Below are 22,960 nucleotides of genomic sequence, written 5' to 3'. Positions count from 1 at the left end.
TTGTTTAACTTTTTACTAGAATCTATTAATATACAAGGATAATATTTTAAAAAATTAAAAATGCTTACTAAAAATAAATTTATACTTGTATTAATCTTCTTTCTTTTTTCACATTTTGTTAGTGCTCAATGTGCAATGTGTAAAGCTGTAGTTGAGTCTGGTGAAACTGAAATGGCTGAAGGATTAAATAATGGAATTATCTATTTAATGGCATTTCCATATATTTTGGTGGGTGTTGCAGGTTATTTTCTTTTTAAAAAATGGAAGAAAAAATAATAATTATTTTATTTACACAAATTATCTGTAACAAGTTTTGGTTTTACTCGTCATATATTAATAATCAATTATATCAACCTTTACAAATTATCTTTTATCAGATAATATTACAATTAAAAAAGAACAGATGAAAGTAATATTTAGTACGTTAATAACACTTTTTGTTGTTGCAACTGCCCTGGCTCAAAATAATAAAAAATGGACTTTAAAAGAATGTATAGATTATGCTTTAGAGCATAATATTTCCATTAGGCAAAATGAAAAACTTGTCGAGTCTAGTGAACAGGATGTAATTAGTGCTAAAGGTAATTTTTTACCTAGTTTAGGAGCTTCAACTAATGCAAACTTTAGTGCAGGTCTTTCCGCAAATCAAGAAGGGATTTTAAAAAATACAAATAACTTTAGTTCGTCTTTTAACCTTTCATCTGGTGGTACCATTTTTAATGGTTATAGAAATTTAAATATTTATAAGCAGGCTCAATTAGGTGTTGAATCGAGTAAAATGGATTTACAAAAAATTGAAGATGATATTTCATTATTTGTAGTTAATGCCTATCTTAATATTCTATTTGCTAAAGAAAACTTAGCAGTAGCACAAACACAATTAGAGATTAGTCGAAAACAAGTTGAAGTAACACAAGCTCAGGTTGAAGCTGGTGTAAAACCTAGAGGCGATTTATTGAATGCAGAATCTGTAGTTGCCGCTGATGCCCAAAATGTAGTTACTCAAGAAAATGCCTTGGATTTAGCATTACTTTCTTTAGCTCAACTACTACAATTACCATCTGAAAATTTTGATATTGCTATTATTGATGTAGGAACCCCATCTGGGCTTATGTTATATGATAATTCTAATATAGTTTATGAAAAAGCCTTAGAAAATAGAGCAGAAATTGCTAAAGCAAAACTCATGGTTGATAATGCAGATTTAAACATTAAAATTGCAAAAGGAGCTTATCTGCCAACATTGTCTTATTCTTTAGGAGCGAGTACGTCGTACTTTCACCAATTTAATAATTTATTTACAAACCAAGTAAATGCGAGTTTTGCAGATCAATTTAGTGATAGATTTCAATATGGAGGTGGCGTATCTTTAAGCATTCCTATTTTTAATAGAAATCAAACTAAAGCAAATGTAAATAAGTCAATTATTAATAAAAGCCTAAGTGAACTTGATTTAGAAAATCAAAAACTTCAATTAAAAGAAACTATTGAAAGAGCATATTTAGATGCTAAGGCTGCTTCAAAATCTTATGAAGTTGCTAAAATATCTTTAGATGCACAAAAAGAAGCTTTTAAAAATGCAGAAGAGAGTTATAATTTAGGAGCTATGACTTCTTTTGAATTTGATGAAGTACGTAGTCGTTTAGTAAATGCTGAATCAACTTTAATAAGGGCTAAATTTGACTATGTATTTAAAATAAAAGTATTAGAATTCTATTACGGTGAAGAATTAGCTTTAGAATAAAGAGAATTTATTTAATTATAAATCGAACTTCTAATTAGTAGTTCGATTTTTTTTTTGAATAATACTTGTCTTGATAATTTATAAAGTGTTCTATTTTTTTATCCTCAATAGTTTATCTTTGCCAACTAAAAATTAATCTTGTCTTTAATTCTAAACATAGAAACTTCTACTAAAAACTGCTCGGTAAGTTTAGCTGAAAATGGTGAAATGTTGGCTTTAAAAGAGTTAAATGAGGGTGGTTATTCTCATGGAGAACAATTGCATCTTTTTATTAAAGATCTTTTAAAAGATACCAACACGACTATAGATAAAATTGATGCTATTGCGGTAAGTAAAGGTCCTGGGTCTTATACAGGTTTACGTATTGGGGTTTCAACAGCAAAAGGGTTGTGTTATTCTTTAGATAAACCACTAATTTCTATTTCGACCTTAACTTCTTTAGCTAATGCAATCTCTGTAGATGAGGATGCTATTATTATACCTTTGTTGGATGCTAGAAGAATGGAAGTTTATAGTGCAGTTTATGATGCAAAACATAACCAAATTAGAAGTATAAAAGCAGAAGTTATTACTGAAAATTCTTTTTCAGAATATTTAAATACTAATAAAGTTTATTTTTTAGGTGATGGTGCTCAAAAATGTAAATCCGTTATAAAAAGTAACAATGCTATTTTTTTAGAAGGCTATTTTCCTTCTGCTAAACAAATGATAACATTATCATATAACAAGTATAAAATAAGCGACATCGAAGATGTCGCTTATTTTGAGCCTTTTTATTTAAAAGACTTTATGATTACTCCTTCAAAGAAGTAAAAAAATCTATCCTTGTTTTTGTATTTCTACAGAGTGTGGATAAGGAATTTCAATTCCTGCTTTATCTAACTCTAATTTCATACTTTCAACTACTTCAAAATAAACAGTCCAATAATCTTCTGTTTTGGTCCATGGTCGTACATTAAAATTAACTGAACTATCTGCTAACTCTGTAACATTAACTGTAGGAGCAGGATCTTTTAAAACTAAAGGATTATCAGTTAAAATTTTCATTAAAACATCTTTAGTTTGTTTTATATCAGCATCATAAGATACACCAGCAATTAAATCAACACGTCTTTTATCTTCTGCAGTATAATTAATTATATTACCATTGGATAGTATTCCATTAGGTATGATAACCAGACGATTGTCTACTGTGTTTATTTTGGTAGTAAATATTTCAATTTCTTTAACTACACCCATTTCACCTTGAGCTTCAATAAAATCACCAATTTTTATTGGTTTAAAAATCATTAATAGCACACCACCTGCAAAATTTGCAAGTGAACCTTGAAGGGCTAAACCTATAGCCAGACCAGCTGCAGCTAAAATAGCAGCAAATGAAGCTGTTGGTATACCTAATATACCTAATATACTAATTATTAATAATATTTTTAACCCCCAACTAACTAAGTTGAGTAAGAACTTTTGTAAACTTTCATCATAGTTCTTTTTAGTCATTACATTAGACACAGCCTTCATTAATTTTTTAATAACCCATGAACCAATAATCCATATTACAATAGCTCCAATTACTTTTAAGCCATAAGTGGTCATTAATTCTGCACCTTTATCCAAAATTTTGTTAATATCCATACTTGTGTTTTAAAAATTAATTAATACTGCAAAGTTACAATTAATGCAAGAATTGCTGGTACTGATTGTATATAAAATAGTTTTATTTTTTTTGTTGAATAGGCACCATAAACCCCTGCAATGATTACGCATGATAAAAAAAATGTAGCAATTTGGTTTGTAAAATCCTGACTAACAAGTGACCAAATTAAACCTGCAGCTAAAAAACCATTATATAGACCTTGGTTAGCTCCTAAAACAATAGTTTGTTCTGCAAGTTTTTTGGGTAAACCAAAAGCTTTTAATCCTTGAGGCTTGGTCCATAAAAACATTTCTAATATTAAGAAGTAAAAATGTAATAAAGCCACTATAATTATTAATATGATTTGTACTGTTTTCATTTTATGAGTATTTTAATTTGTTCTAATGCTTTTTTAGTGTCATTAACTGGCAATTGACAAGTCCCATCAATACACACATAAATAGTAGTAGTATTTTCTGAATACTTATATTTTAATAAGGGTAATTTACTTTCGGTTACGCTTCCAACTATTATTTTATTAGGAATGTATTTTTGATTTATTTCTCTTAATTTTTGGTGTGCTTCTTTTCCAACGATTGCTATTTCATAAAAGTCACTTACATAGTTAGCATACAAGTCTAACCATTTTGATCCTCCACCAGCGTATTTAGAAACAGTCTCTTTCACATTATGTAGCATTTGGTCTGCATTTTTTAGATAAGTCGGGTTAACAAAATAATGTCCTAACATAAATAAATTGTTAGCCATAATTGAATTTGAAGAAGGAATTACATTATCTTCTGTTTCAATTTTACGAGTTATTAGCTGTTTATCTTTATCAGAGGTAAAGAAAAACATTTTGCTAGAATCATCATAAAAATGATCAAAACAATAGTCAGTTAATTTTTTTGCAGTGTTTAACCATTGCTCATCTAATGTTACTCCATACAAGCTTATAAAGGCATCAATTGTAGTGGCATAGTCTATTAGATAGGCGTTAATACTACTTTTACCATTTTTGTAATTACGATACAAACTACCATCAGATTTGTACTGCACCTTATCTATAAAATTAGCTATTTTTAGAGCTCTTTCTAAATAATGTTTATTGTCAAAAACACGAAAGGCATCAATGTAGCCTTTAAGTGTTAGTGCATTCCATGATGTTAGAATTTTATCATCTAAACGAGGCCTGTCTTTTTTAGCTCTAGTTTTTAATAAAGTTGTTTTCCAGGAGGTTACTTTTTTATCAAGTTCTTCTTGAGAGATGTTAAACTTTTTTAAAATAGTATCATCAGTTTCTATACGATTTAAGTGATAGGTTTCATTTTCCCACTTAAAAGAATCTTTAATATTATAATAATCTGAAAATAAATCAAAATCACCTTTAAGTATTGTTTTTAGTTCTTCTTTTTTCCAGACATAAAAAGCTCCTTCTTCAAGTTCTCCTTTTTCAGTTTTACTATCCGCATCTAGTGAGGAATAAAAAGCTCCTGTTTTGTCCATTAATTCACGTTCTAGAAAAGCTGTAGTTTCAAAAACAACTTGTTTATATAATGGATTATGAGTTACTAAATAGGCGTTAGCATATAAACTTATCAACTGCCCGTTGTCATAAAGCATTTTTTCAAAATGCGGAATGTGCCATTTCGCATCTACAGAATACCTAGCAAAACCGCCACCAATTTGATCGTACAAACCACCATAAGCCATATTTGTGAGTGTGGTGTTTACATAATCCATTATTTTTTCATCGTTGTTTTGGACAGCATATTTTAGCAAAAATTGATAATTACTTGGCATGGGAAACTTAGGAGCACCAGTTGAACCTCCTAAATCCATATCGATATAATCTTTCCACTTTTCGATACTTGTATTTAATTCATTTATAGAGTATTCTTTTTTTAAAGTATTTAAAATAATATAATCAGATTGTTTTATGCCAGCTGTTAATTGTGTGGCATATTCTTCCATTTTTTCAGGATTTTCGAGATACAATTTTGCAATCTGTTTCAAGGCACTTATCCAATTTTCTTTAGTGAAATAAGTGCCTCCCCAAACAGGTCGACCATCTGGTAAAGCAATACAATTTAATGGCCAACCACCACTTCCCGTCATTAATTGTACTGCATTCATATAAACTTGATCAACATCGGGTCTTTCTTCACGATCCACTTTTATATTGATAAAGTTCTTATTCATGATAGCGGCAACGGATACATCTTCAAAGCTTTCGTGCTCCATCACATGGCACCAATGACAAGCTGCATAGCCTATAGAAATTAAAATAAGTTTGTTTTCTTTTTGAGCCAATTCTAAAGTTTCATCATTCCAAGCATACCAATTAACTGGATTATGAGCATGTTGTAATAAATAAGGGCTGGTTTCACTTATTAATTTATTGGTGTGTTTATGTTTTATCATTTCTTCTTTATTTTTACTGTTGCAGTTTGCTATCAGAAAAATGCATAATATTATCAGAAAATACTTTCTATACATGAAATAAAGATAAGCATTAAAAAAGTTTCAAAAACAGAAACCTAATTTTGTAGTATAATTTGGTCTAAATATTATTTAGAATTCAAGTGTACTATTAATCTAAAAAAAAGCGTTTTGAAACAAATCAAAACGCTTTTTTTTTAATGTTTTTGGAATAACTAACAAATACAATTTTATTGATTTTAGTATTCCAATTTAAAACTATTTAACTTCAAAAGTAATTTTTACATTTACTCTAAATTCTTCAACATCGCCATCTTTAACAACAACACTTTGAGATTGAACAAATGCAGATTTTATATGATTTATACTTTTCGAAGCATGTTTTATTGCTTTACGAGTGGCATCTTCCCAACTTTTATCAGAATCGGCCATTACCTCTATAACTTTCATTACTGCCATAATAATTAAATTTTATAGTTCATGTTTTATGAACTAATGATTAATAAATCCGTGAAACGTAAATATAAGAAAAATTAACCATTTAAGGCTACAACTTGACCTATTTTATCTGGTAATAATTGTTTTAATGTTGCCTCTATTCCGTTTTTTAGAGTTATGGTAGATGATGGGCATCCACTGCAGGCTCCTTGTAAAATTACACTTACAGTTTTGCTGTTGGTATCGTAAGATTGAAACATAATATTTCCACCATCTGAAGTTACTGCTGGTTTTATATATTCATCTAAAATAGCGATAATTTCTTTTGAAATATCATCTAAGTTTTCAGTTTCAATTGGTTTAATTTCAGTTTTTTCTCTAGTTATTGGAATGTAGTTGTTTGAAATTATAGGTTTTTCGTCTGATAAATAATTTTTTAAAAAATCACGTAAGGCGGTTGTAACCTCAAACCACTCAACAGTATCGTTTTTGGTTATTGAAACGTAGTTATTTGCTATAAAAACTTCTTTTACAAACGGAAAATCAAATAAATCATTAGCAATAGGTACTTCTTTAGCTTCTTCTACAGATATAACTTCAATGTTTTCAGAGGTTAATAGCTTATTACTAACGAACTTCATTACGGCAGGGTTAGGAGTGCTTTCAGCATATATCTCTGCTATTACTTTTTTAGTCTCCGTTTCTGTATTAAAAAGACTTTCATTTACGGTTAAGTAATTTTCAATAACACTTTTTAGTTCATCTTGGACATCGGCCCATTCAACTATATTAAATCGTTCAATAGCAATAAAATTGGCCGTGACAAATACTTTTTTAACAAATGGTAAATGAAATAATTGTTGAATAAAAGATGAATTATTAACATCATCAACAGAGTTATATTCAAAACTACCTTCAGTCAATATTTTATTAGATACAAACTTAACTATAGTAGGGGTTTTGGTACTTTCTATATGTATTTTTAACATCTTCAACTAATTTAATTACAAAAGTAATACTATATTTGATACAACCTAAACTTATTCATTTGAAGAAAATTTACTTATTCATTATTTTTTTTCTGTTTTTATCACTTACTTCTTTTGCTCAAAAAGAAGCATCTCGTTGGTATTTTGGAGATAACGCAGGATTAAATTTCAATTCTGGCGTGCCTGTAGTAGATACTAATGGAGCTTTATCTACTACAGAAGGTTGTGCCACAATCTCTGATATTGGAGGTAACCTTTTGTTTTATACAGATGGTAGAACGGTATGGAATAAAAATCATCAGAAAATGCCAAGTGGTAAAGGTCTTTTAGGAGACTCTTCAAGCTCTCAGTCAGCCATAATTGTACCGAATCCAACAGATACTAATATCTATTATATTTTTACAGTTGATTGGGCTGTTGGTGAAAATGGATTGAATTATTATACTGTAGACATGACTTTAGATAATGGTTTAGGAGATGTTATAGGTGTGAATAATTCACCAAAGTCAACCAAACTATTATCTTCTCCCGTATCTGAAAAAATTACGGCTGTAAAAGTTAAAGACGAAGAAGCTTTTTGGGTAATAGCGACAAAACTCGGAGGTTTTTATGTTTATAAAGTTGATGAAAACGGAGTGCAATCCATACCTGTTTCAGGAAATAGTGGTTTTACTAATCCTGATGATATGCGAGGTTATCTAAAAACTGCTCCTAATGGAAAATTTTTAGTTTCTGCAAACATGACGGCTGGAACTTTTTTGTATGATTTCGATAATGCTACTGGAAAAGTTTCAAATCAACGAAGATTAGATTTGTCTGGAGAATTTGGGTATGGTGTCGAATTTTCTCCACTTAGTAAAAAGTTATATATCTCAACGGGTAATTATAATAGAAATGAGCTTTCTTTAGAAAAATTGTTTAGGTTTTCTCTTGATTTGCCAGACCTTTCTATTTCAACTATTAATGCTAGTAGGGTTGAAATGCACTCTTATCTTAATTCTAGAGCAGCACTACAAGTAGGGTTAGATGGTAAAATTTATAGAACTGTTGACAATAGTCCATACTTAGGTGTTATTACAAATCCAGATAGTGAAGGTGCTACTTATTCTCATAAGGAAGTTAGCCTCGGAGGAAGAAATAGTACTCAAGGGTTGCCCCCTTTTATTCAGTCTTTTTTCGCAGCTTTAATCAATACAGAAAACCTTTGTTTCGGTAGTGAAACAGAATTTTCTATAGAGTCAAATGAACCTATTTTATCTATTCTATGGGATTTTGGAGATGGAGCTACTTCAACAAGTTTAGAACCTACACATAGTTATACTTCACCTGGAGAATATATGGTAAACGTAGAGGTTAAAACAGCTACAGAATTAAAAACGATTACACAAACTGTTACAATTTTTGATGTTCCTACGGTTACTACTCCGGTAGATTTATTTCAGTGTGATGATGATACGGATGGTTTTACTCCCTTTAATTTAAAAGAAGCTATTCCGTTGATGGTTGATGATTCAACTGATTTAAATTTCACATTTTATAAAACCAATAGTGAGGCCGTTGAAGGAAATGTTGTTAATGCTATTAAAAACAGTGTTCAATATTCTAATAATCAAACTGATAAGGTTTATGCTCGTGTTGAAAATAACTATGGATGTGAAAAGATAGTTGAGGTAAATTTAAAAGTAACATCAACAACTATTTCACCTACTTTTATGTATACTATTAATATTTGTGATGGTGCTAAAGATGGAGACGATACTAACGGATTTGCAGTATTTAATTTCTCGGAAGCTACACAAACTATAATAGAGCAATTACCAGATAATCAAAATTTAGAAGTTAGCTATTACGAAACAATGGAGAATGCGTTGAAAGAAATAAATGCAATTAATCCTGAAAATTATACCAATACCACAGCGTTTACTCAAGAGATAGTTGTTAGAATTGAAAATAAGGATAATAATAAGTGTTTAGGATTGGGGTATTTTGTTACTTTAAAGGTAAATGCTTTACCCGAGTTTGAATTGCCTCAGGAAGCTTTTATTTGTATCAATAATCCTTCAGAACCTGTTACGGTTTCTGTACAAAATCCAAAGGAAGTGTATTCTTATCAATGGTCTGATAATAATGATAATCTTTTGGCTAATGGAGATACTTCTTTTTATAATATAGTAGAACCTGGTACTTATAAACTAACTGCGTACAATACGGTTACCAATTGCTCTAGAACTAAATCTGTAATAGTAAGTACTTCAAATATCGCCACTTTTAAAGAGTTTCATGTAGAAGATGCTATTGAAAATAATACGGTTACTGTCGTTGTTTCTGGAGAAGGTGATTATGAATATGCTATAGATGACAAATTTGGACCTTATCAAGACCAAAGCATTTTCCAAAATGTAGCCTCAGGCATTCATACTATTTATATTAGAGATAAAAAAGGATGTGGAGTTGTAGAAGAAGAGGTTTCTGTTATTGGTTTTCCTAAATTTTTTACACCAAATGGTGATGGGTACAATGATACTTGGCAAATAGACGGTATTAGTTTTCAGCCGAGTTCACTTATCTATATTTTTGATAGGTTTGGAAAATTAATAGTAAAATTAGATCCACTAGGAAAAGGTTGGGATGGTAGGTATAGAGGAAAATTATTACCAGAATCTGATTATTGGTTTAAAGTGCAATTAGAAGATGGTAGAACTTTGAAAGGTAATTTTAGTTTAATTAGGCGATAAATTTAATGAAGAATTTAATAGAAATTAATAATAAAGAAAAACATAATCTATTGTTAAATAGTATAAAACGGAGAGTTATTATTTTAAATACGTTGGCTGTTACATTCAGTTCCCAAAAAAAGACAACCTTTAATAAATTTAAGTTACAATATTGTGTACGTAATTATTACCTAAAATCGGTGATTGTATTACTTTGCATAATAGGTACGTTTTCTTTAAAAGCTCAAGGAACCATGCCTATTTATTCAGACTATTTATCAGATAATGTATATTTAGTGCATCCAGCCGCCGCTGGAGTAGGCAATGCTGCAAAATTAAGATTAACTCATAGGCAACAATGGTCAGATAATGAAAATGCTCCTTCGTTACAAACATTGAGCTATCATCAACGGTTTGGTAAAAAAATGGCACTTGGAGGCATGCTTTTCAATGATAAGAATGGGTATCATTCTCAATTAGGCGTTCGTGCAACATATGCTTATCATTTGAATTTTGGTAGAGACGATGCGTTGAATCAACTTTCTTTATCCTTATCAGGGTCTTATGTTCAAAACAGTGTAGATCAACGTAGTTTTACAGCTTTTGATCCTGTTATTTCACAGGTTATTGAATCAGACCATTATGTAAATGCTGATTTTAGTGCTGCCTATTTTAATTTGGATGGTTATGTTTATTTTACAGCTAAAAATTTGTTGTTAAACACAAAAAATTCTGTAGATAATAATTATAGTTCTCTTAATTTAAGAACATACTTGTTAACAATGGGATACTTTTTTGGATGGCAAAAAAGACTTCAAGTTGAACCTTCTGTAATGTTACAATTTGTAGAAAAAACGCAAGAGTTTTCAATGGATATAAATGCCAAAGTGTATAAGCTATTAGATCGTAATAAACGTATTTGGCTAGCATTGTCTTATCGACAAAGTTTAGACGGTAATAAATTGCAAGAACTCAGTCAAATTACACCAATTGCTGGGTTTGAAATTGATAGATATTTAATAGCTTACACTTATACTCATCAATTGGGTGATATAACCTTTACTAATGGAGGGTTTCATCAATTTACATTGGGGATTAATTTATTTGAAAAACGACCAAAAGACCAAGGATATATCCCTAGATTTAATCCATTTTTGTTTAAAAACGATAACTAATAATTTTTTAACTTTATATACTTAATCAATTATAGTTGAATCAATAATTACTATAGCGTAATTGTTATTTAAAAATGTGATATTGTAACTTGTTTTTAAGTATGAATTTTAGTGTACTTAAATATTCTTAAACCTTAGTTTTAGTAGTCGGCTATTCTATAAATTGATTAATTTTGTAGTATCTAACAAGGTGTTAGTGTTATCTATAAATTTTTTCAATATTATAATATGATTATTAAAGAATTAAATGGTAAAAAACCTCAATTTGGTGACGATTGTTTTATTGCCGAAAATGCGGTTATTGTAGGCGATGTTGTAATGGGAAACCAATGTAGTATTTGGTATAATGCAGTATTACGTGGAGATGTACATTATATAAAAATGGGAAATAAAGTAAATGTTCAAGATGGTGCGGTGGTACATTGTACGTATAAAAAAAGCCCAACTACTATAGGTAATAATGTTTCTATTGGTCATAATGCTCTTGTACATGGTTGTACTATACATGATAATGTGTTAATAGGTATGGGTAGCATTGTTATGGATGATTGCATTATAGAAAGCAATTCAATTATTGCTGCTGGAGCTGTTGTAACTAAAGGAACCACTGTAGAGTCAGGTAGTATTTATGCTGGTACACCTGCAAAAAAAATAAAAGATATATCTCAAGAATTAATATCAGGTGAAATAGATAGAATTGCTAATAATTATGTAAAATACTCAAGTTGGTATAAGTAATTAATAGTGAGTTTTTAATTTATCTATGAGTTGGAATGTTGTAGAGATGCTTTATTTCCATAATTAATTACTTATAATCGTATTATATGAATAAAATTGTTTTACTTTTTAGTATTCTTATACTATTTAACTCTTGTAAAAACAAAGAATTTAAATCAGAGGAGGTACTAACAAAAACCAATAAAAAAAGTTACTCTCAAATAAAACAATTACAATGGTTAGTCGGCAAATGGACTAATATTACTGAAGAGCAACAATCTTATGAAACTTGGACAAAAGTGAACGACAGTATTTTAACAGCTTATAGCTATACTACAGTTTTGAAGGATACTGTTTTTCAAGAATACATGACTATTCAACAAGATTTAGATAAGGTAGTTTTAATTGTAAGTGGCCCTAAAGAAAGTAATCAAAAACCAGTTATTTTTGATCTAAATCTTCAGAAAAAGGATACATTTACTTTTGTAAATGAACTCCACGATTTTCCTAATAAAATTTCTTATACAAATCCTGTAAAAGATTCTATTCATGCTTGGATAGAAGGAAAAATTGATAGTGAATATAAGAAAATTGACTTTTATTTTAAAAGAAGTAATAAATGAAGAACATAATAATTTTAGTACTTTTTTTAGTAACTATTTTAAGTTGTAAAACCTTAAAAGGAACCTCTCAAGATAAATTACAACTTAAGTATTTAGATGAGTATATTATTCCAGAAAATATTTTGGTAGATGAAACATTGGTAGGAGGGTTATCTGGGATAGATTACGCTAATAATACCTATTATTTAATTTGTGATGATGCTAAAAATCCTAGATATTATAAAGCAGAAATAAAAATTAATAAATCAAAAATTGATACCATACTATTCACATCGGTGGTTAAATTTAATGATAGTTCTCACTATTTGGATGTTGAAGCTATTAGATTTGATGTAAAAAGAAATAATGTTCTAATTACAAGTGAAGGAAGCATTAATTATAAAAAGGATCCCTCTTTTTTTAGTGTAAATCAGCAAGGGATTATAGATCATTTTTATGATATACCAACTTCTTTAAAAGCAACCAGTAAACAAAAACCTAGAAATAACGGTACGTTAGAAGGATTAACTATTAGTAATGATAAAAAGGGATACTGGATTGCTATGGAATTGCCTTTAGAGGCAGATGGGCCCGAACCTAAAGTGGTAGAAACAAAATCGCCTATAAGAATTACTAATATTGATGCTGCTACACAAAAACCTACAAAACAATTTGCTTATTTATTAGATAAGATTGACAAAATTCCGAAAGAGAACTTTGCAGTAAATGGGTTGTCAGATTTATTAGAATATGACAAAGATAAATTTATTGTAATTGAAAGAAGCTATTCTTCTGGATTGGGGTTGCAAGGTAATACTATTAAATTGTTCGATGTTGATGCTACTAATGCTAGTAATACTTTAAGCATGGATGGTCTTATTGATACTGATTTTGAACCGGCTCATAAAGAACTTCTATTCGATTTTGAAAGTGTTAGAAGTCAACTTTCAAATCAAGTGATAGACAATATTGAAGGACTAACCTTTGGGCCAACATTATCAAACGGTAATAGAACTTTACTTTTAGTGGCAGATAATAATTTTAACAAATTAGGGCAACAATTTAACCAATTTATATTATTAGAAATTTTAGATTATAAGTAACAATTTGTAACTTAGTTCCTTCTTAGAAAAGGATTCTCCCCACATTTTTCATCCTTTTCTCTTTTTAGAGTTATTATATATAAGTGATTAGTATGTGTAAATGCTCTAAAAATAAAACAGTCACGTCATTTTACTGATGTGACTGTTCTGTTTTTTTGATAATTTTTTTTGAAAAACTGAAAATTTATTTATATCTTAGCAGTCTACTACGAGAAGGATTTGTCCTTTTCTTTTTTGGGTGTTTTCATAAGTGTTTAGCGACAAAAATTATATCCCCAAAAATTTAAAGCCGCACCTAGGTGCGGCTTTTATTTTTTATCATATACTAGTTAAAAATCTAAATAGGCAATTTTCGCTGATTTAGAAATATTTTTCACAAGATGTGTTAATGTAGTAATGTTTGCATTACTATATAAATAATGAGCAGAAGTTGTGGTGCAAGTATTTAATAAATTATTCTTTAATAGAATTGCTTTAGTTTGTTTTGCCACCGCTTCTCCAGAATCTATTATTTTTATACCTTCTCCAACTATTTTTTTTATTTGAGGAATTAAAAAAGGGTAGTGGCTACAACCTAATACCAAATAGTCAATTTTTTTTTCAAGCATAGGATGTAATAATTTTTTGAGAAGCTGTTCCATTTCTATACTCTCTATTTTATCACTTTCAATTAATGGAACAAGACCTTCGCCTACCTTTTCAATAACTGTAATACCGGCTGTAAATTTTTTTGAAGTACTGTGAAACAATTCACTTGTTAATGTTCCTTTAGTTGCTAAAATTCCAATAGCGTTAGATTTAGTTTGTAATGCTGCAGGTTTAATTGCGGGTTCAATTCCAATAAAAGGAACCTTGTAAGTTGCTCTTAAAAAATCTATTGCATTTGTAGTTGCAGTATTACAAGCTACAACAATTATTTTACAATTTTTTTTTAAAAGTAACTCTGTGTTTTTTACACATAAATCAATTATTTCTTGTTTGGATCTATCTCCATAAGGTGCATTTTTACTATCAGCAAGATAAATAGTGTTTTCATTAGGAAGGTGATTTATTAGTTCTTTCCATATAGAAATACCACCAATACCAGAATCAAAAACACCAATTGGATTGCTCGAAATCATATTACAAATATAAGAGAATAGATTATTATCCTTTAGTTACTTAAAATAAAAAAATCTCGCTATTAACGAGATTTTTTTATTTTAATATATAAAATTGAAATCTTATTTTATACCTAATTTAGCTTTTACTGCATCCATAAGGTCCATACCTTTAAAAACAACTAAACCTTTACCTGGAGTAGAATCAAAAACATATTCTATTCCTTTTTCAGCAGCAACATCGTCTATTGCTTTTTGAGCTTTTTCAGCTATTGGTTTATACAAATCAAACTCTTTTTTTTGTATTTCCTCACGAGCTGTTTGTTGATACATTTGTAATTTACGTTGTAATTCTTGTAGCTCTAAACCTCTTTTTTGGTTTTCTGCATCTGTTTGAGTAGGACCCTCTTGTTCGTATTTTTGAGCTTTAGTTTGATAAGCATTGGCTTGTTCTTTAAAATCAGCATCATATGCTTGAACTACTTTTTTAAGTTCTTCTTGCATTTGAATAGTTTCTGGCATTGACGCAACCAATTCATCGGTATTAATATGTGCTACTTTTGACTGTGCATTCACCGTCATAGCTCCAAATAGTAGTACACTCGCTAATAGTAGATTTTTAAATAGTTTCATTTGTTTATTAATTTATTAATTATTGTTTATTGGTATTTATTACTTTTTTTTTCATGTTATGAGGAATTTTTTCCTCTTATTTTGACGAATCTGTCTTCGTTGTATCTTGTTCTTGTTGCACTTTTCCTGCTTTTTCAGCCTTTATTCTATCTATTTCCTCTAATCGTTGTTTACGAAGCTCTTGTTTTGCTTTAATAGCTTCTTGCCTTTTTTTAGCTCTGGCTTCGTTTTGCAATCTAATTCTTTCTCTTAAAGCTTCATTTTTAGCTTGCTTTGCTTCAGCTTTTGTTTGAGCCTTTATTTTAGCTTCTTCTTGAGCTTGAATTCGCTCTTCTTTTTTTTCTTCAATAGCCTTTATTTTTCGGCCTTTAACTATTTTACTTAATACTAACTCACTGATGTCATATTGACCATTAGAGTAAAGCATTATTAAGTCACTCGACTTATCAAAAACAATATCATATTTTTTAGCTACTGCTATTTCTTGAACAGCATTATATATTTGATCTTGTACAGGTTTTACTAATTGTTGACGTAAAAAAAACATATCTCCATTAGGACCAAAATATGCAGCTTGTAAATTTTTTAAATCTAGTTCTTTTATTTCTATATCTTCTTCTTTTTCTTTTATTAGGTCATCAGTTAGCAATGCTTTTTCATTACTTAAATCAGTTTTTAAAACTTCAATTTCACTTTTTATTGCATCTAATTTTTGTTGCCACGTTATTACTTTTGCTTTTAGCCGAGCCTCGGCTTCTACATATTCAGGTACATTGTCTAAAATATATTGCATATCAATATACGCTATCTTTTGTGGCTTTTGAGCTACAAGTGTAGTACTAACTAATAACGTCAGTATAAAAGTTATTTTACGTATCATAGTGCAATGTGTATTTAGAAAAAACCGTGCCAAAGTAAAATATTATGCAAATGTACTAATTTTGATTAGAATTGTTGACCTATAATAAAATGAACAGATTGTCCTGGTGTTACTAAATCGGTATCGAAACCTTTTGCAAAGTCTATCCCTAGCAATCCAAAGGCAGGCATATGTATTCTAATACCAACTCCTGCTGAACGTTTTAAGTCAAAAGGAGCAAAGTTGTCAAAATCATCGTAAGCTTTACCTCCTTCTAAAAAGCCTAACACGTAAATTGAAGCTGTAGGTTTTAACGTTATTGGGTAACGAAGTTCTAAAGAGAATTTATTATAAATAGTACTACCTAAGTTAGAAGATAAACTATTGTTTTCATACCCACGTAAACCAACAGTGGTTCGTCCATCAAAATATCCAGAAGATAATCCGTCTCCACCTAAATAGAAACGTTCAAAAGGTGAAACCCCTAAATCATTATTATAGGCTCCTAAGAAACCAAATTCAACATTAGACATTAAAACAAGTTCGTGTTGAGGTTTACCCATAATTTTACTATACCATTTACCACCAAAAGTTAATTTATAATATTCTAGTAATTTAAATCTTTCAGCGGAAGTCATGTTATCATAATCTTTATCATTATCAAATAAAGAATAAGGTGGCGTTAGTTTGGCACCAATAGTAAATGTAGAACCCAATGTTGGAAATATCGGATTGTAACCTGCAGAACTTCTACTAAAATTAACACCTAAAGATAAGTTATTTGAAACACCATTGTTAAAACCAAAAGTACCTAAGAAGAAATTGTCTAAATTATAACGTTGGTAACTAATAGAAGTAGAGAGTGTAAAATAGTCATCAGGCCATTTTAATCGTTGACTTAAGGCTAAGCTGGCTCCAATAATATTTAATTTCTGATCTTTATCAACATCTCCAGTAGCATAATTATAACTAAATTGACTAGAACTATATATAGAGAAAGAAAGTGATTTGGGTTTTTTTCCACCAAACCATGGTTCTGTAAAGGATAAGCTATAAGAGTTTGAAAAACGGCTAGCTTGAGCTCTAAGAGCTACACTTTGACCATCACCTCTAGGAACTGGCTTGTATTCACTACCGTTAAATATATTTTGAATGGAAAAGTTACTAAATGAAAGCCCTAATGTACCTATAAATGTGCTACCTCCAAAACCACCTTGTAATTCTATTTGACTAGCTCCTTTTTCTACAACGCTATATTCAATATCAACGGTTTTATCTAAGTAATTTGGTTTAACATCAGGAGTAATACTTTCAGGGTCAATATAAGGCAATTGTCCAACTTCTCTAATAGTTCTTATAATATCTTCTCTACTAAATAATTGACCAGGCATGGTACGCATTTCTCTTAGTAATACATGATCGTTAGTTACTTCGTTACCCACTAAGGTAATTTTTCTGATAGTAGCAGGCTCATCTTCTCTAATTCTAATTTGAATATCTATTGTGTCATTTTCTACTTTAGTTTCAACGGGAATAACATTAGAAAATAAATATCCATTATTTAGGTAAAAATTGGTAATGTCTTGAGAGTCTGGAGTTCCATCACCTTTAATACGTTCGTTTAAAAGTTTTCCATTGTAAACGTCACCTTTTTCTAATCCTATAAATTGTCTTAAAATGGTATCGGAATAAACGGTATTTCCTAAAAATTCTATATCACCGAAATAGTATTTATTACCTTCGTTTACGGTAATATCTAAATTTATAGTATTGTCATCATTCCAAGAAATAGAATCTTTTAAAACTTGAGCATCACGATACCCTTTTTCTTGATATTTTTCAACTAATCTTTCTAAATCTGCATTGTATTCTTCTTCAATGTATTTAGAGGGTTTCCAAAAACGATAGAATCTCTTTTCTTTTGTTTTTTTAAGATAACTAGCTAGTTTTTTATTAGTAAATTTTTCATTTCCATGGAAACGTAAATTCTTAATTTTTATCTTGTCGCCTTTATCAATTACTATTAATGCTTTTTCGGCATTATTATCTGTAGTGTCTACTTTGGTATTAATAGTAACTTTAGTTTTTAAAAATCCTTTATCTACATACTTCTTTTTTATATAGTTCTTTGTGGTTGTAACTAAGTTTTCTGTGAGCATAGCTCCTCTTTTAAACTCTGTTTCTTTAATAAGCTCTTCTCCTTTATTTTTCTTAACACCTTCAACTGTAACAGAACTTATTTTTGAAAGCTCAGTAACTTCAAATTCTAGATATATTGTATTTCCATCAATCTTAGTAACATAAACATCAACATTGCTAAAAAGTTTTGAGTTCCATAGTTTTTTAATGGCAGCTGTTAATTTATCTCCTGGTATTTTTATAGGTTGACCTACTGATAATTCTGAGAAAACAGTTATAGATTGATCAGAAAATTGTTGATTCCCTTTCACCGAAATACCTCCTAAAATGTAGGTATTAACTTTAGAAAAGTTAACATCATTGATTGATGTTTTTTTTGTGGGTATGGTATCAGTGGATTTAATAGCTAAACTATCACTAACGGGTAGGTTAACTATTGAATCTTTAGATTTTGCTATTGGAGGAGTATCTTGAGCATTAACTAGTAATGCTGTTAACATAAATACTAAGAGTACTAAGTTGACCTTAAGTTTTCTAATCATTATTGTTTTGAATTTGTTCACTAATTTTTCCGAAGCGTCTTTCTCTTTGTTGAAAATCTAAAATTGCTTTAAAAAAATCTTCTTTTCTAAAATCGGGCCATAAAACATCTGTAAAGTATAGCTCTGCATAGGCAATTTGCCATAATAAAAAGTTACTGATGCGTTTTTCACCACTAGTCCGTATCAAAAAATCAACGTCGGGCAAAGTAAATGTATATAAATGATTATTTATAATTTTTTCGTTAATTTCTTCAATTGAAAGTTGCTTATTAACAACTTTTTTAGAAATATTTCTAATTGTGTTAACAATTTCTTCTCTAGAACCATAACTTAAAGCAAGATTTAAGACCATTTTGTTATTATTTTTGGTCAATTCTATAACTTCCTTTAGTTCTTTTTGAGCTTTTTTTGGTAAATTTTCGGTTTGTCCGATAGAGTGAAGCTTAATATCATTTTTTTGAAAAGTTTCTAGTTCGTCTTTTAATGAACTTACTAGAATTTTCATTAATGCTTTAACTTCAGATTGTGGTCTTTGCCAATTTTCAGTAGAAAAGGCATATAAGGTAAGAACTTTAATGCCTATTTCTGCAGCAGCCTCAACAGTTTGTTTTACAGCTTTAACACCATTGCGATGACCAAACACTCTTAACATTCCTTTTTGTTTTGCCCAACGGCCATTCCCATCCATAATTATGGCAACGTGCTTAGGAATTTTTTGAGTATTTATTTGAGTTATGATATTCATTATATATTAAAAAACACCTGTATAGCAACCTGGTCTTCCAAAAGCATAAACTATAGTTATGCCTGTAAAAACATACCAGTCATCACTATTTGGATTTCCAAAAGTATGATTAGGATTGCCAACTAGGTTATGATTGTTACCATCAATATTATCCTTGAAAGTATATCTTATTGAAGATTCGAAAGCAATGCCTACATTCTCCATCAGCTTCATTTTATAACCAATTCCTACAGGTAAAACAAGTGAAGTTGTTCTTGTTTTATTGCCATCATCATTAACAGAGGAATAGTTTACGGCTCCAATTTGAGCTATAATATATGGAGTTTGTGTGAAACCCGTTTTGTTTAAACTATATTTAAAAAAACTAAATTCTACTCCTAATGAGGCTTCTAAAATTGAGTTTCTAAATTTAAGACCACGATTTTGTCTAAAATTGCTTTGGGCTCTAACATCATCATCATGTAGTCTAGTGTATAAACCAGTAGCTCTAAATGTAATACGAGGAGTAAAGTTGAATTTAGCAATACCACCAATTGCAATTCTATTAGGTTGAATGTAATACTCAGATCCTATATCTCCAATATAATTACTACCTCCAATAAAAGCACCAGCTTCATACAGTTGAGCAGAAGAAACACTAGTAACGAATATAAATATGTAAACTAAAAGCCTTTGTCTCATTTTAAAAAATGTTTGCAAATATAATTAATTCTATTAGGTTTAAAAAGGATAAAAAGTCCTTTTTTGATAAACAGTTTTAATGATAAAATATTGTTGTAAAGATGGTTAAGTTTTTACAAAATAATGTTAATATTAAAGCTTTTAGTTGCGTTTGTCTTCTCCCCAAAGTAGTTTTTCTCTAAGTGTTTTAAAGAAAGTTTGCTGGTCTAGTTGAATGGTTTTTAAAGAAAAATCAGCTTTTTTTACACTTATTTCAGAATTACTATTAATTGTTGTTGTACGAGAGTCTAACGATAATAGAGCTTGTTTTTCTCTAGAAATAATTTTTAATTTAATGGTTGTGTTTTCAGAAATAATTAAGGGTCTGGCATTTAAATTATGAGGGGCAATTGGGGTTAATACTAGACTTTTAGCATTTGGTGAAATAACAGGACCTCCACAACTTAAAGAGTATCCGGTTGATCCGGTTGGTGTTGCTATTATTAAACCGTCTGCCCAATATGAAGTTAAATATTCATCATTTAAATACGACTCTACAGTAATCATTGATGTGGTATTTCTTCTACTTACCGCAATTTCGTTTAAAGCGAAGTTTATTTTAGACAAATCTTCATTTTTTTGATTAGAAGTAACTGCCAATAGTGTACGTTCTGTAATAGTGTATTTTTTAGTTATTAATAAATCGATAGCCTCTGAAATACTATCTTTTTGAATTGTAGCTAAAAATCCTAAACGTCCAATATTTATTCCTAAGATTGGTATGTCTAAATCCCTCACATAAGTTACAGCTCTTAAAAAAGTACCATCACCACCAACAGTTAACATTACTTCAAAAGAATTGTCTAAATCTTCATAGCTACTGAAAGTTTGATATTCCTTTTCAGGAAAATTATTAACTTTTATTAAGTCGTAAAAATTTTCTTCAATAAAGACTTCAATATTTTTTTCGGCTAACGTTTTTAAAAGTATTTCTATGTAGCTAATAGCTTCACCTTTGTAATATTGTCCGTAAATGCCTACTTTCATATAGTATGTTTTATTATAATAATTGAAGTTTTGTATGTCTAAAAAATTAATAAAAGTTAACTTGTCTTATGCGTTATTAATATAGATTAAATTTTTATTTTAATCAACTTTAATTACTTAAAACAAGTCTATTGCCTTAGAGTTTGAGCAAATCTAAACAAAAATGCTAAACTTACCTGAATACATTCTAAATTTCGGTAAATGAGGTGTTTTATTTTAGACCTAAATGTACAAACAAATAGAGAAAATTACACTATTATAATTATTTATAGAAAAGTAGGATTGGCAAAATTGTTAATTTACTTAATTGTTAGTAAAAATAATAAAACTGTTATAAAACTATAAAAGGTTTATGTAAAATTTAGAAATTTAGTTTGAGAAGTATTTTTGATAGAAATCTGAGCTTTATATCAAAAGTAATTGAAATAAAAATAAAAAGAGTAGTATTATAATAATAACATCTAGCATAAATTAGATAGACTTAACTATTTATGCTAGATGTTACAAATTTTATTAGGCCATTGTTGGTTTTTTACCTAACATCTCTAATTGTTTATAATGTTCGATCACCGCTTTTCTAAAAGTTTGATATTCATTATAAGGTAAACTAAACTCTTTAGCTGTATTTTTTACAATTTCAGCTAATTTTTTATAATGAATATGACTGATATTTGAGAATAAATGGTGTTCAACTTGATAATTTAAGCCTCCTGTAAAAAATCTAACTAACCAATTTTTAGGAGCAAAATTTGAAGTAGTGTGCAATTGATGAATTGCCCAAGTATTTTTCATATTTCCAGATTCATCTGGTAATGGCATTTCTGTATTGGGCATTACATGAGCTAATTGGAAAATTACGCTTAAAATAATACCGGCGGTATAGTGCATAATAAAAAATCCGATTAAGACTTTCCACCAAACAATACCAACAAATAACGGTAGAGCTATCCAAATGGCATAATAAATTATTTTACCAATAATTAGCTTCGTCCATTGTGTTGCTGGATGAGGCATTTTACCATAAGACAATTTGCGTTTTAAATATTGGTATGTTTGTTTAAAGTCTGTGGTAATAGCCCAATTTACAGTTAGTAAACCATAAAGGAAAAAGGCATAATATTTTTGGTATTGATGAATTTTAGACCATTTGGCGTGTTTTGAAAAACGGATAATTCTACCTGCATCAATATCTTCATCATGTCCTTGAATGTTTGTGTATGTATGGTGCAGTACATTGTGTTGTACTTTCCAGTTGTAGTCATTTCCGGCAAGTATATAAATGCTACTTCCCATTAATTTATTTACCCATTTTTTACTTGAAAAAGATTCGTGATTGGCATCATGCATAACATTCATGCCAACACCAGCCATTCCAATTCCAACAAGTATCATGCATAAAACTTGTGCCCACCAAGGCATAGTAAGGGTAAGTACTAAGACTAAAGGAGTTATTAATAAAGCAAACATTATTACTGCTTTAATGTACAATTTCCAATTGCCTGTTTTTTTAATATTTTTATCTTTAAAATAGTTATTAATTCGTTTGTTTAGAGTTCTAAAAAATTTTGCTGAATCTACTCGGGAGTATTTCACAGTCGTATTCGACATAGGTATTAAGTATTATAATTATTTACAAATTTAAGTAATTTTTGCTTTTCTATAGGTTTTTACTTTTTAT

Annotated in this window: 21 protein-coding genes; 8 read left to right on the top strand and 13 right to left on the bottom strand. The window is 29.5% G+C overall.

The features are described from left to right. Positions 1-60: 60 nt before the first annotated feature. The 3 genes from EGM88_RS10985 (at position 61) to tsaB (ending at position 2,557) form a co-directional block, all read left to right on the top strand. Entirely contained in the window at positions 61-276 is a 216-nt protein-coding gene (locus tag EGM88_RS10985; RefSeq protein WP_123898340.1) for a hypothetical protein, read from the top strand. A gap of 127 nt (positions 277-403) precedes the next feature. Beyond that, entirely contained in the window at positions 404-1,744 is a 1,341-nt protein-coding gene (locus EGM88_RS10980; RefSeq protein ID WP_123898339.1) for a TolC family protein, read from the top strand. 138 nt (positions 1,745-1,882) lie between these two features. Then, entirely contained in the window at positions 1,883-2,557 is a 675-nt protein-coding gene (gene tsaB, locus EGM88_RS10975) for a tRNA (adenosine(37)-N6)-threonylcarbamoyltransferase complex dimerization subunit type 1 TsaB (protein WP_123898338.1), read from the top strand. Positions 2,558-2,563: 6 nt separating this feature from the next. Here tsaB and EGM88_RS10970 read toward each other — a convergent pair whose 3' ends face one another. The 5 genes from EGM88_RS10970 to EGM88_RS10950 all read right to left on the bottom strand — a co-directional run bounded on the left by EGM88_RS10970 (position 2,564) and on the right by EGM88_RS10950 (position 7,246). Further along, on the bottom strand, positions 2,564-3,376 hold the full coding sequence (locus EGM88_RS10970) for a mechanosensitive ion channel family protein (RefSeq protein WP_123898337.1): 813 nt from the start codon (positions 3,374-3,376) through the stop codon (positions 2,564-2,566). A 20-nt stretch (positions 3,377-3,396) separates the two neighbouring features. Then, on the bottom strand, positions 3,397-3,756 hold the full coding sequence (locus tag EGM88_RS10965; protein ID WP_123898336.1) for a DUF1304 domain-containing protein: 360 nt from the start codon (positions 3,754-3,756) through the stop codon (positions 3,397-3,399). Next, on the bottom strand, positions 3,753-5,801 hold the full coding sequence (locus EGM88_RS10960) for a thioredoxin domain-containing protein (protein WP_238988429.1): 2,049 nt from the start codon (positions 5,799-5,801) through the stop codon (positions 3,753-3,755). Before EGM88_RS10960 ends, EGM88_RS10965 begins: the two co-directional genes overlap by 4 nt. Before the next feature lie 276 nt (positions 5,802-6,077). Next, positions 6,078-6,278 carry a dodecin family protein gene (locus EGM88_RS10955; RefSeq protein WP_123898334.1) on the bottom strand — a complete coding sequence of 67 codons (201 nt, stop codon included), beginning with the start codon at positions 6,276-6,278 and terminating at the stop codon, positions 6,078-6,080. Positions 6,279-6,352: 74 nt separating this feature from the next. After that, complete coding sequence (locus tag EGM88_RS10950) at positions 6,353-7,246, bottom strand: NifU family protein (protein ID WP_317126543.1); 894 nt, start codon at positions 7,244-7,246, stop codon at positions 6,353-6,355. Between the two features lie 59 nt (positions 7,247-7,305). Here EGM88_RS10950 and EGM88_RS10945 point away from each other — a divergent pair, with 59 nt between their 5' ends. From EGM88_RS10945 to EGM88_RS10925, 5 genes are all read left to right on the top strand, one after another. Continuing rightward, complete coding sequence (locus tag EGM88_RS10945; protein WP_123898332.1) at positions 7,306-9,981, top strand: T9SS type B sorting domain-containing protein; 2,676 nt, start codon at positions 7,306-7,308, stop codon at positions 9,979-9,981. A 5-nt stretch (positions 9,982-9,986) separates the two neighbouring features. Beyond that, complete coding sequence (locus EGM88_RS10940) at positions 9,987-11,135, top strand: PorP/SprF family type IX secretion system membrane protein (RefSeq protein ID WP_123898331.1); 1,149 nt, start codon at positions 9,987-9,989, stop codon at positions 11,133-11,135. 228 nt (positions 11,136-11,363) lie between these two features. Continuing rightward, positions 11,364-11,873 (top strand): gamma carbonic anhydrase family protein, encoded by a 510-nt coding sequence (locus EGM88_RS10935; RefSeq protein ID WP_123898330.1) that lies wholly within the window; start codon positions 11,364-11,366, stop codon positions 11,871-11,873. Between the two features lie 86 nt (positions 11,874-11,959). Further along, positions 11,960-12,475, top strand: coding sequence for a DUF6265 family protein (locus EGM88_RS10930; RefSeq protein ID WP_123898329.1), 516 nt, complete (start codon positions 11,960-11,962; stop codon positions 12,473-12,475). Beyond that, positions 12,472-13,557 carry an esterase-like activity of phytase family protein gene (locus EGM88_RS10925; protein ID WP_123898328.1) on the top strand — a complete coding sequence of 362 codons (1,086 nt, stop codon included), beginning with the start codon at positions 12,472-12,474 and terminating at the stop codon, positions 13,555-13,557. Before EGM88_RS10930 ends, EGM88_RS10925 begins: the two co-directional genes overlap by 4 nt. A 329-nt stretch (positions 13,558-13,886) precedes the next feature. Here EGM88_RS10925 and murI read toward each other — a convergent pair whose 3' ends face one another. From murI to EGM88_RS10885, 8 genes are all read right to left on the bottom strand, one after another. After that, complete coding sequence (murI, locus tag EGM88_RS10920) at positions 13,887-14,678, bottom strand: glutamate racemase (RefSeq protein ID WP_123898327.1); 792 nt, start codon at positions 14,676-14,678, stop codon at positions 13,887-13,889. 102 nt (positions 14,679-14,780) lie between these two features. Continuing rightward, positions 14,781-15,290, bottom strand: a complete 510-nt coding sequence (locus tag EGM88_RS10915; RefSeq protein ID WP_123898326.1) for an OmpH family outer membrane protein — start codon at positions 15,288-15,290, stop codon at positions 14,781-14,783. A 76-nt stretch (positions 15,291-15,366) separates the two neighbouring features. After that, positions 15,367-16,170 carry an OmpH family outer membrane protein gene (locus EGM88_RS10910; RefSeq protein ID WP_238988428.1) on the bottom strand — a complete coding sequence of 268 codons (804 nt, stop codon included), beginning with the start codon at positions 16,168-16,170 and terminating at the stop codon, positions 15,367-15,369. A 65-nt stretch (positions 16,171-16,235) separates the two neighbouring features. Next, positions 16,236-18,830, bottom strand: a complete 2,595-nt coding sequence (bamA, locus tag EGM88_RS10905) for an outer membrane protein assembly factor BamA (RefSeq protein WP_238988427.1) — start codon at positions 18,828-18,830, stop codon at positions 16,236-16,238. Continuing rightward, positions 18,823-19,575, bottom strand: coding sequence for an isoprenyl transferase (locus EGM88_RS10900; RefSeq protein WP_123898325.1), 753 nt, complete (start codon positions 19,573-19,575; stop codon positions 18,823-18,825). Before EGM88_RS10900 ends, bamA begins: the two co-directional genes overlap by 8 nt. A gap of 6 nt (positions 19,576-19,581) precedes the next feature. Continuing rightward, positions 19,582-20,256, bottom strand: a complete 675-nt coding sequence (gene porG, locus EGM88_RS10895) for a type IX secretion system protein PorG (protein WP_123898324.1) — start codon at positions 20,254-20,256, stop codon at positions 19,582-19,584. 141 nt (positions 20,257-20,397) lie between these two features. Continuing rightward, entirely contained in the window at positions 20,398-21,282 is an 885-nt protein-coding gene (locus EGM88_RS10890; protein ID WP_123898323.1) for an NAD kinase, read from the bottom strand. Positions 21,283-21,795: 513 nt separating this feature from the next. Next, positions 21,796-22,890, bottom strand: coding sequence for a fatty acid desaturase family protein (locus EGM88_RS10885; RefSeq protein WP_123898322.1), 1,095 nt, complete (start codon positions 22,888-22,890; stop codon positions 21,796-21,798). Positions 22,891-22,960 lie beyond the last annotated feature (70 nt).

The organism is Aureibaculum marinum (genome assembly GCF_003813905.1).
Classification (GTDB): domain Bacteria; phylum Bacteroidota; class Bacteroidia; order Flavobacteriales; family Flavobacteriaceae; genus Aureibaculum; species Aureibaculum marinum.
This window is presented reverse-complemented; position numbering and strand designations above follow the sequence as displayed.

Excerpts from the sequence above, each read along its gene's own strand:
- EGM88_RS10985 (WP_123898340.1), top strand. The coding sequence starts at position 61 with ATGCTTACTAAAAATAAATTTATACTTGTATTAATCTTCTTTCTTTTT.
- EGM88_RS10980 (WP_123898339.1), top strand. The coding sequence starts at position 404 with ATGAAAGTAATATTTAGTACGTTAATAACACTTTTTGTTGTTGCAACT.
- EGM88_RS10970 (WP_123898337.1), bottom strand. The coding sequence starts at position 3,376 with ATGGATATTAACAAAATTTTGGATAAAGGTGCAGAATTAATGACCACT.
- EGM88_RS10965 (WP_123898336.1), bottom strand. The coding sequence starts at position 3,756 with ATGAAAACAGTACAAATCATATTAATAATTATAGTGGCTTTATTACAT.
- EGM88_RS10960 (WP_238988429.1), bottom strand. The coding sequence starts at position 5,801 with ATGATAAAACATAAACACACCAATAAATTAATAAGTGAAACCAGCCCT.
- EGM88_RS10955 (WP_123898334.1), bottom strand. The coding sequence starts at position 6,278 with ATGGCAGTAATGAAAGTTATAGAGGTAATGGCCGATTCTGATAAAAGT.
- EGM88_RS10950 (WP_317126543.1), bottom strand. The coding sequence starts at position 7,246 with ATGTTAAAAATACATATAGAAAGTACCAAAACCCCTACTATAGTTAAG.
- EGM88_RS10940 (WP_123898331.1), top strand. The coding sequence starts at position 9,987 with ATGAAGAATTTAATAGAAATTAATAATAAAGAAAAACATAATCTATTG.
- EGM88_RS10935 (WP_123898330.1), top strand. The coding sequence starts at position 11,364 with ATGATTATTAAAGAATTAAATGGTAAAAAACCTCAATTTGGTGACGAT.
- EGM88_RS10930 (WP_123898329.1), top strand. The coding sequence starts at position 11,960 with ATGAATAAAATTGTTTTACTTTTTAGTATTCTTATACTATTTAACTCT.
- EGM88_RS10925 (WP_123898328.1), top strand. The coding sequence starts at position 12,472 with ATGAAGAACATAATAATTTTAGTACTTTTTTTAGTAACTATTTTAAGT.
- murI (WP_123898327.1), bottom strand. The coding sequence starts at position 14,678 with ATGATTTCGAGCAATCCAATTGGTGTTTTTGATTCTGGTATTGGTGGT.
- EGM88_RS10915 (WP_123898326.1), bottom strand. The coding sequence starts at position 15,290 with ATGAAACTATTTAAAAATCTACTATTAGCGAGTGTACTACTATTTGGA.
- EGM88_RS10910 (WP_238988428.1), bottom strand. The coding sequence starts at position 16,170 with ATGATACGTAAAATAACTTTTATACTGACGTTATTAGTTAGTACTACA.
- bamA (WP_238988427.1), bottom strand. The coding sequence starts at position 18,830 with ATGATTAGAAAACTTAAGGTCAACTTAGTACTCTTAGTATTTATGTTA.
- EGM88_RS10900 (WP_123898325.1), bottom strand. The coding sequence starts at position 19,575 with ATGAATATCATAACTCAAATAAATACTCAAAAAATTCCTAAGCACGTT.
- porG (WP_123898324.1), bottom strand. The coding sequence starts at position 20,256 with ATGAGACAAAGGCTTTTAGTTTACATATTTATATTCGTTACTAGTGTT.
- EGM88_RS10890 (WP_123898323.1), bottom strand. The coding sequence starts at position 21,282 with ATGAAAGTAGGCATTTACGGACAATATTACAAAGGTGAAGCTATTAGC.
- EGM88_RS10885 (WP_123898322.1), bottom strand. The coding sequence starts at position 22,890 with ATGTCGAATACGACTGTGAAATACTCCCGAGTAGATTCAGCAAAATTT.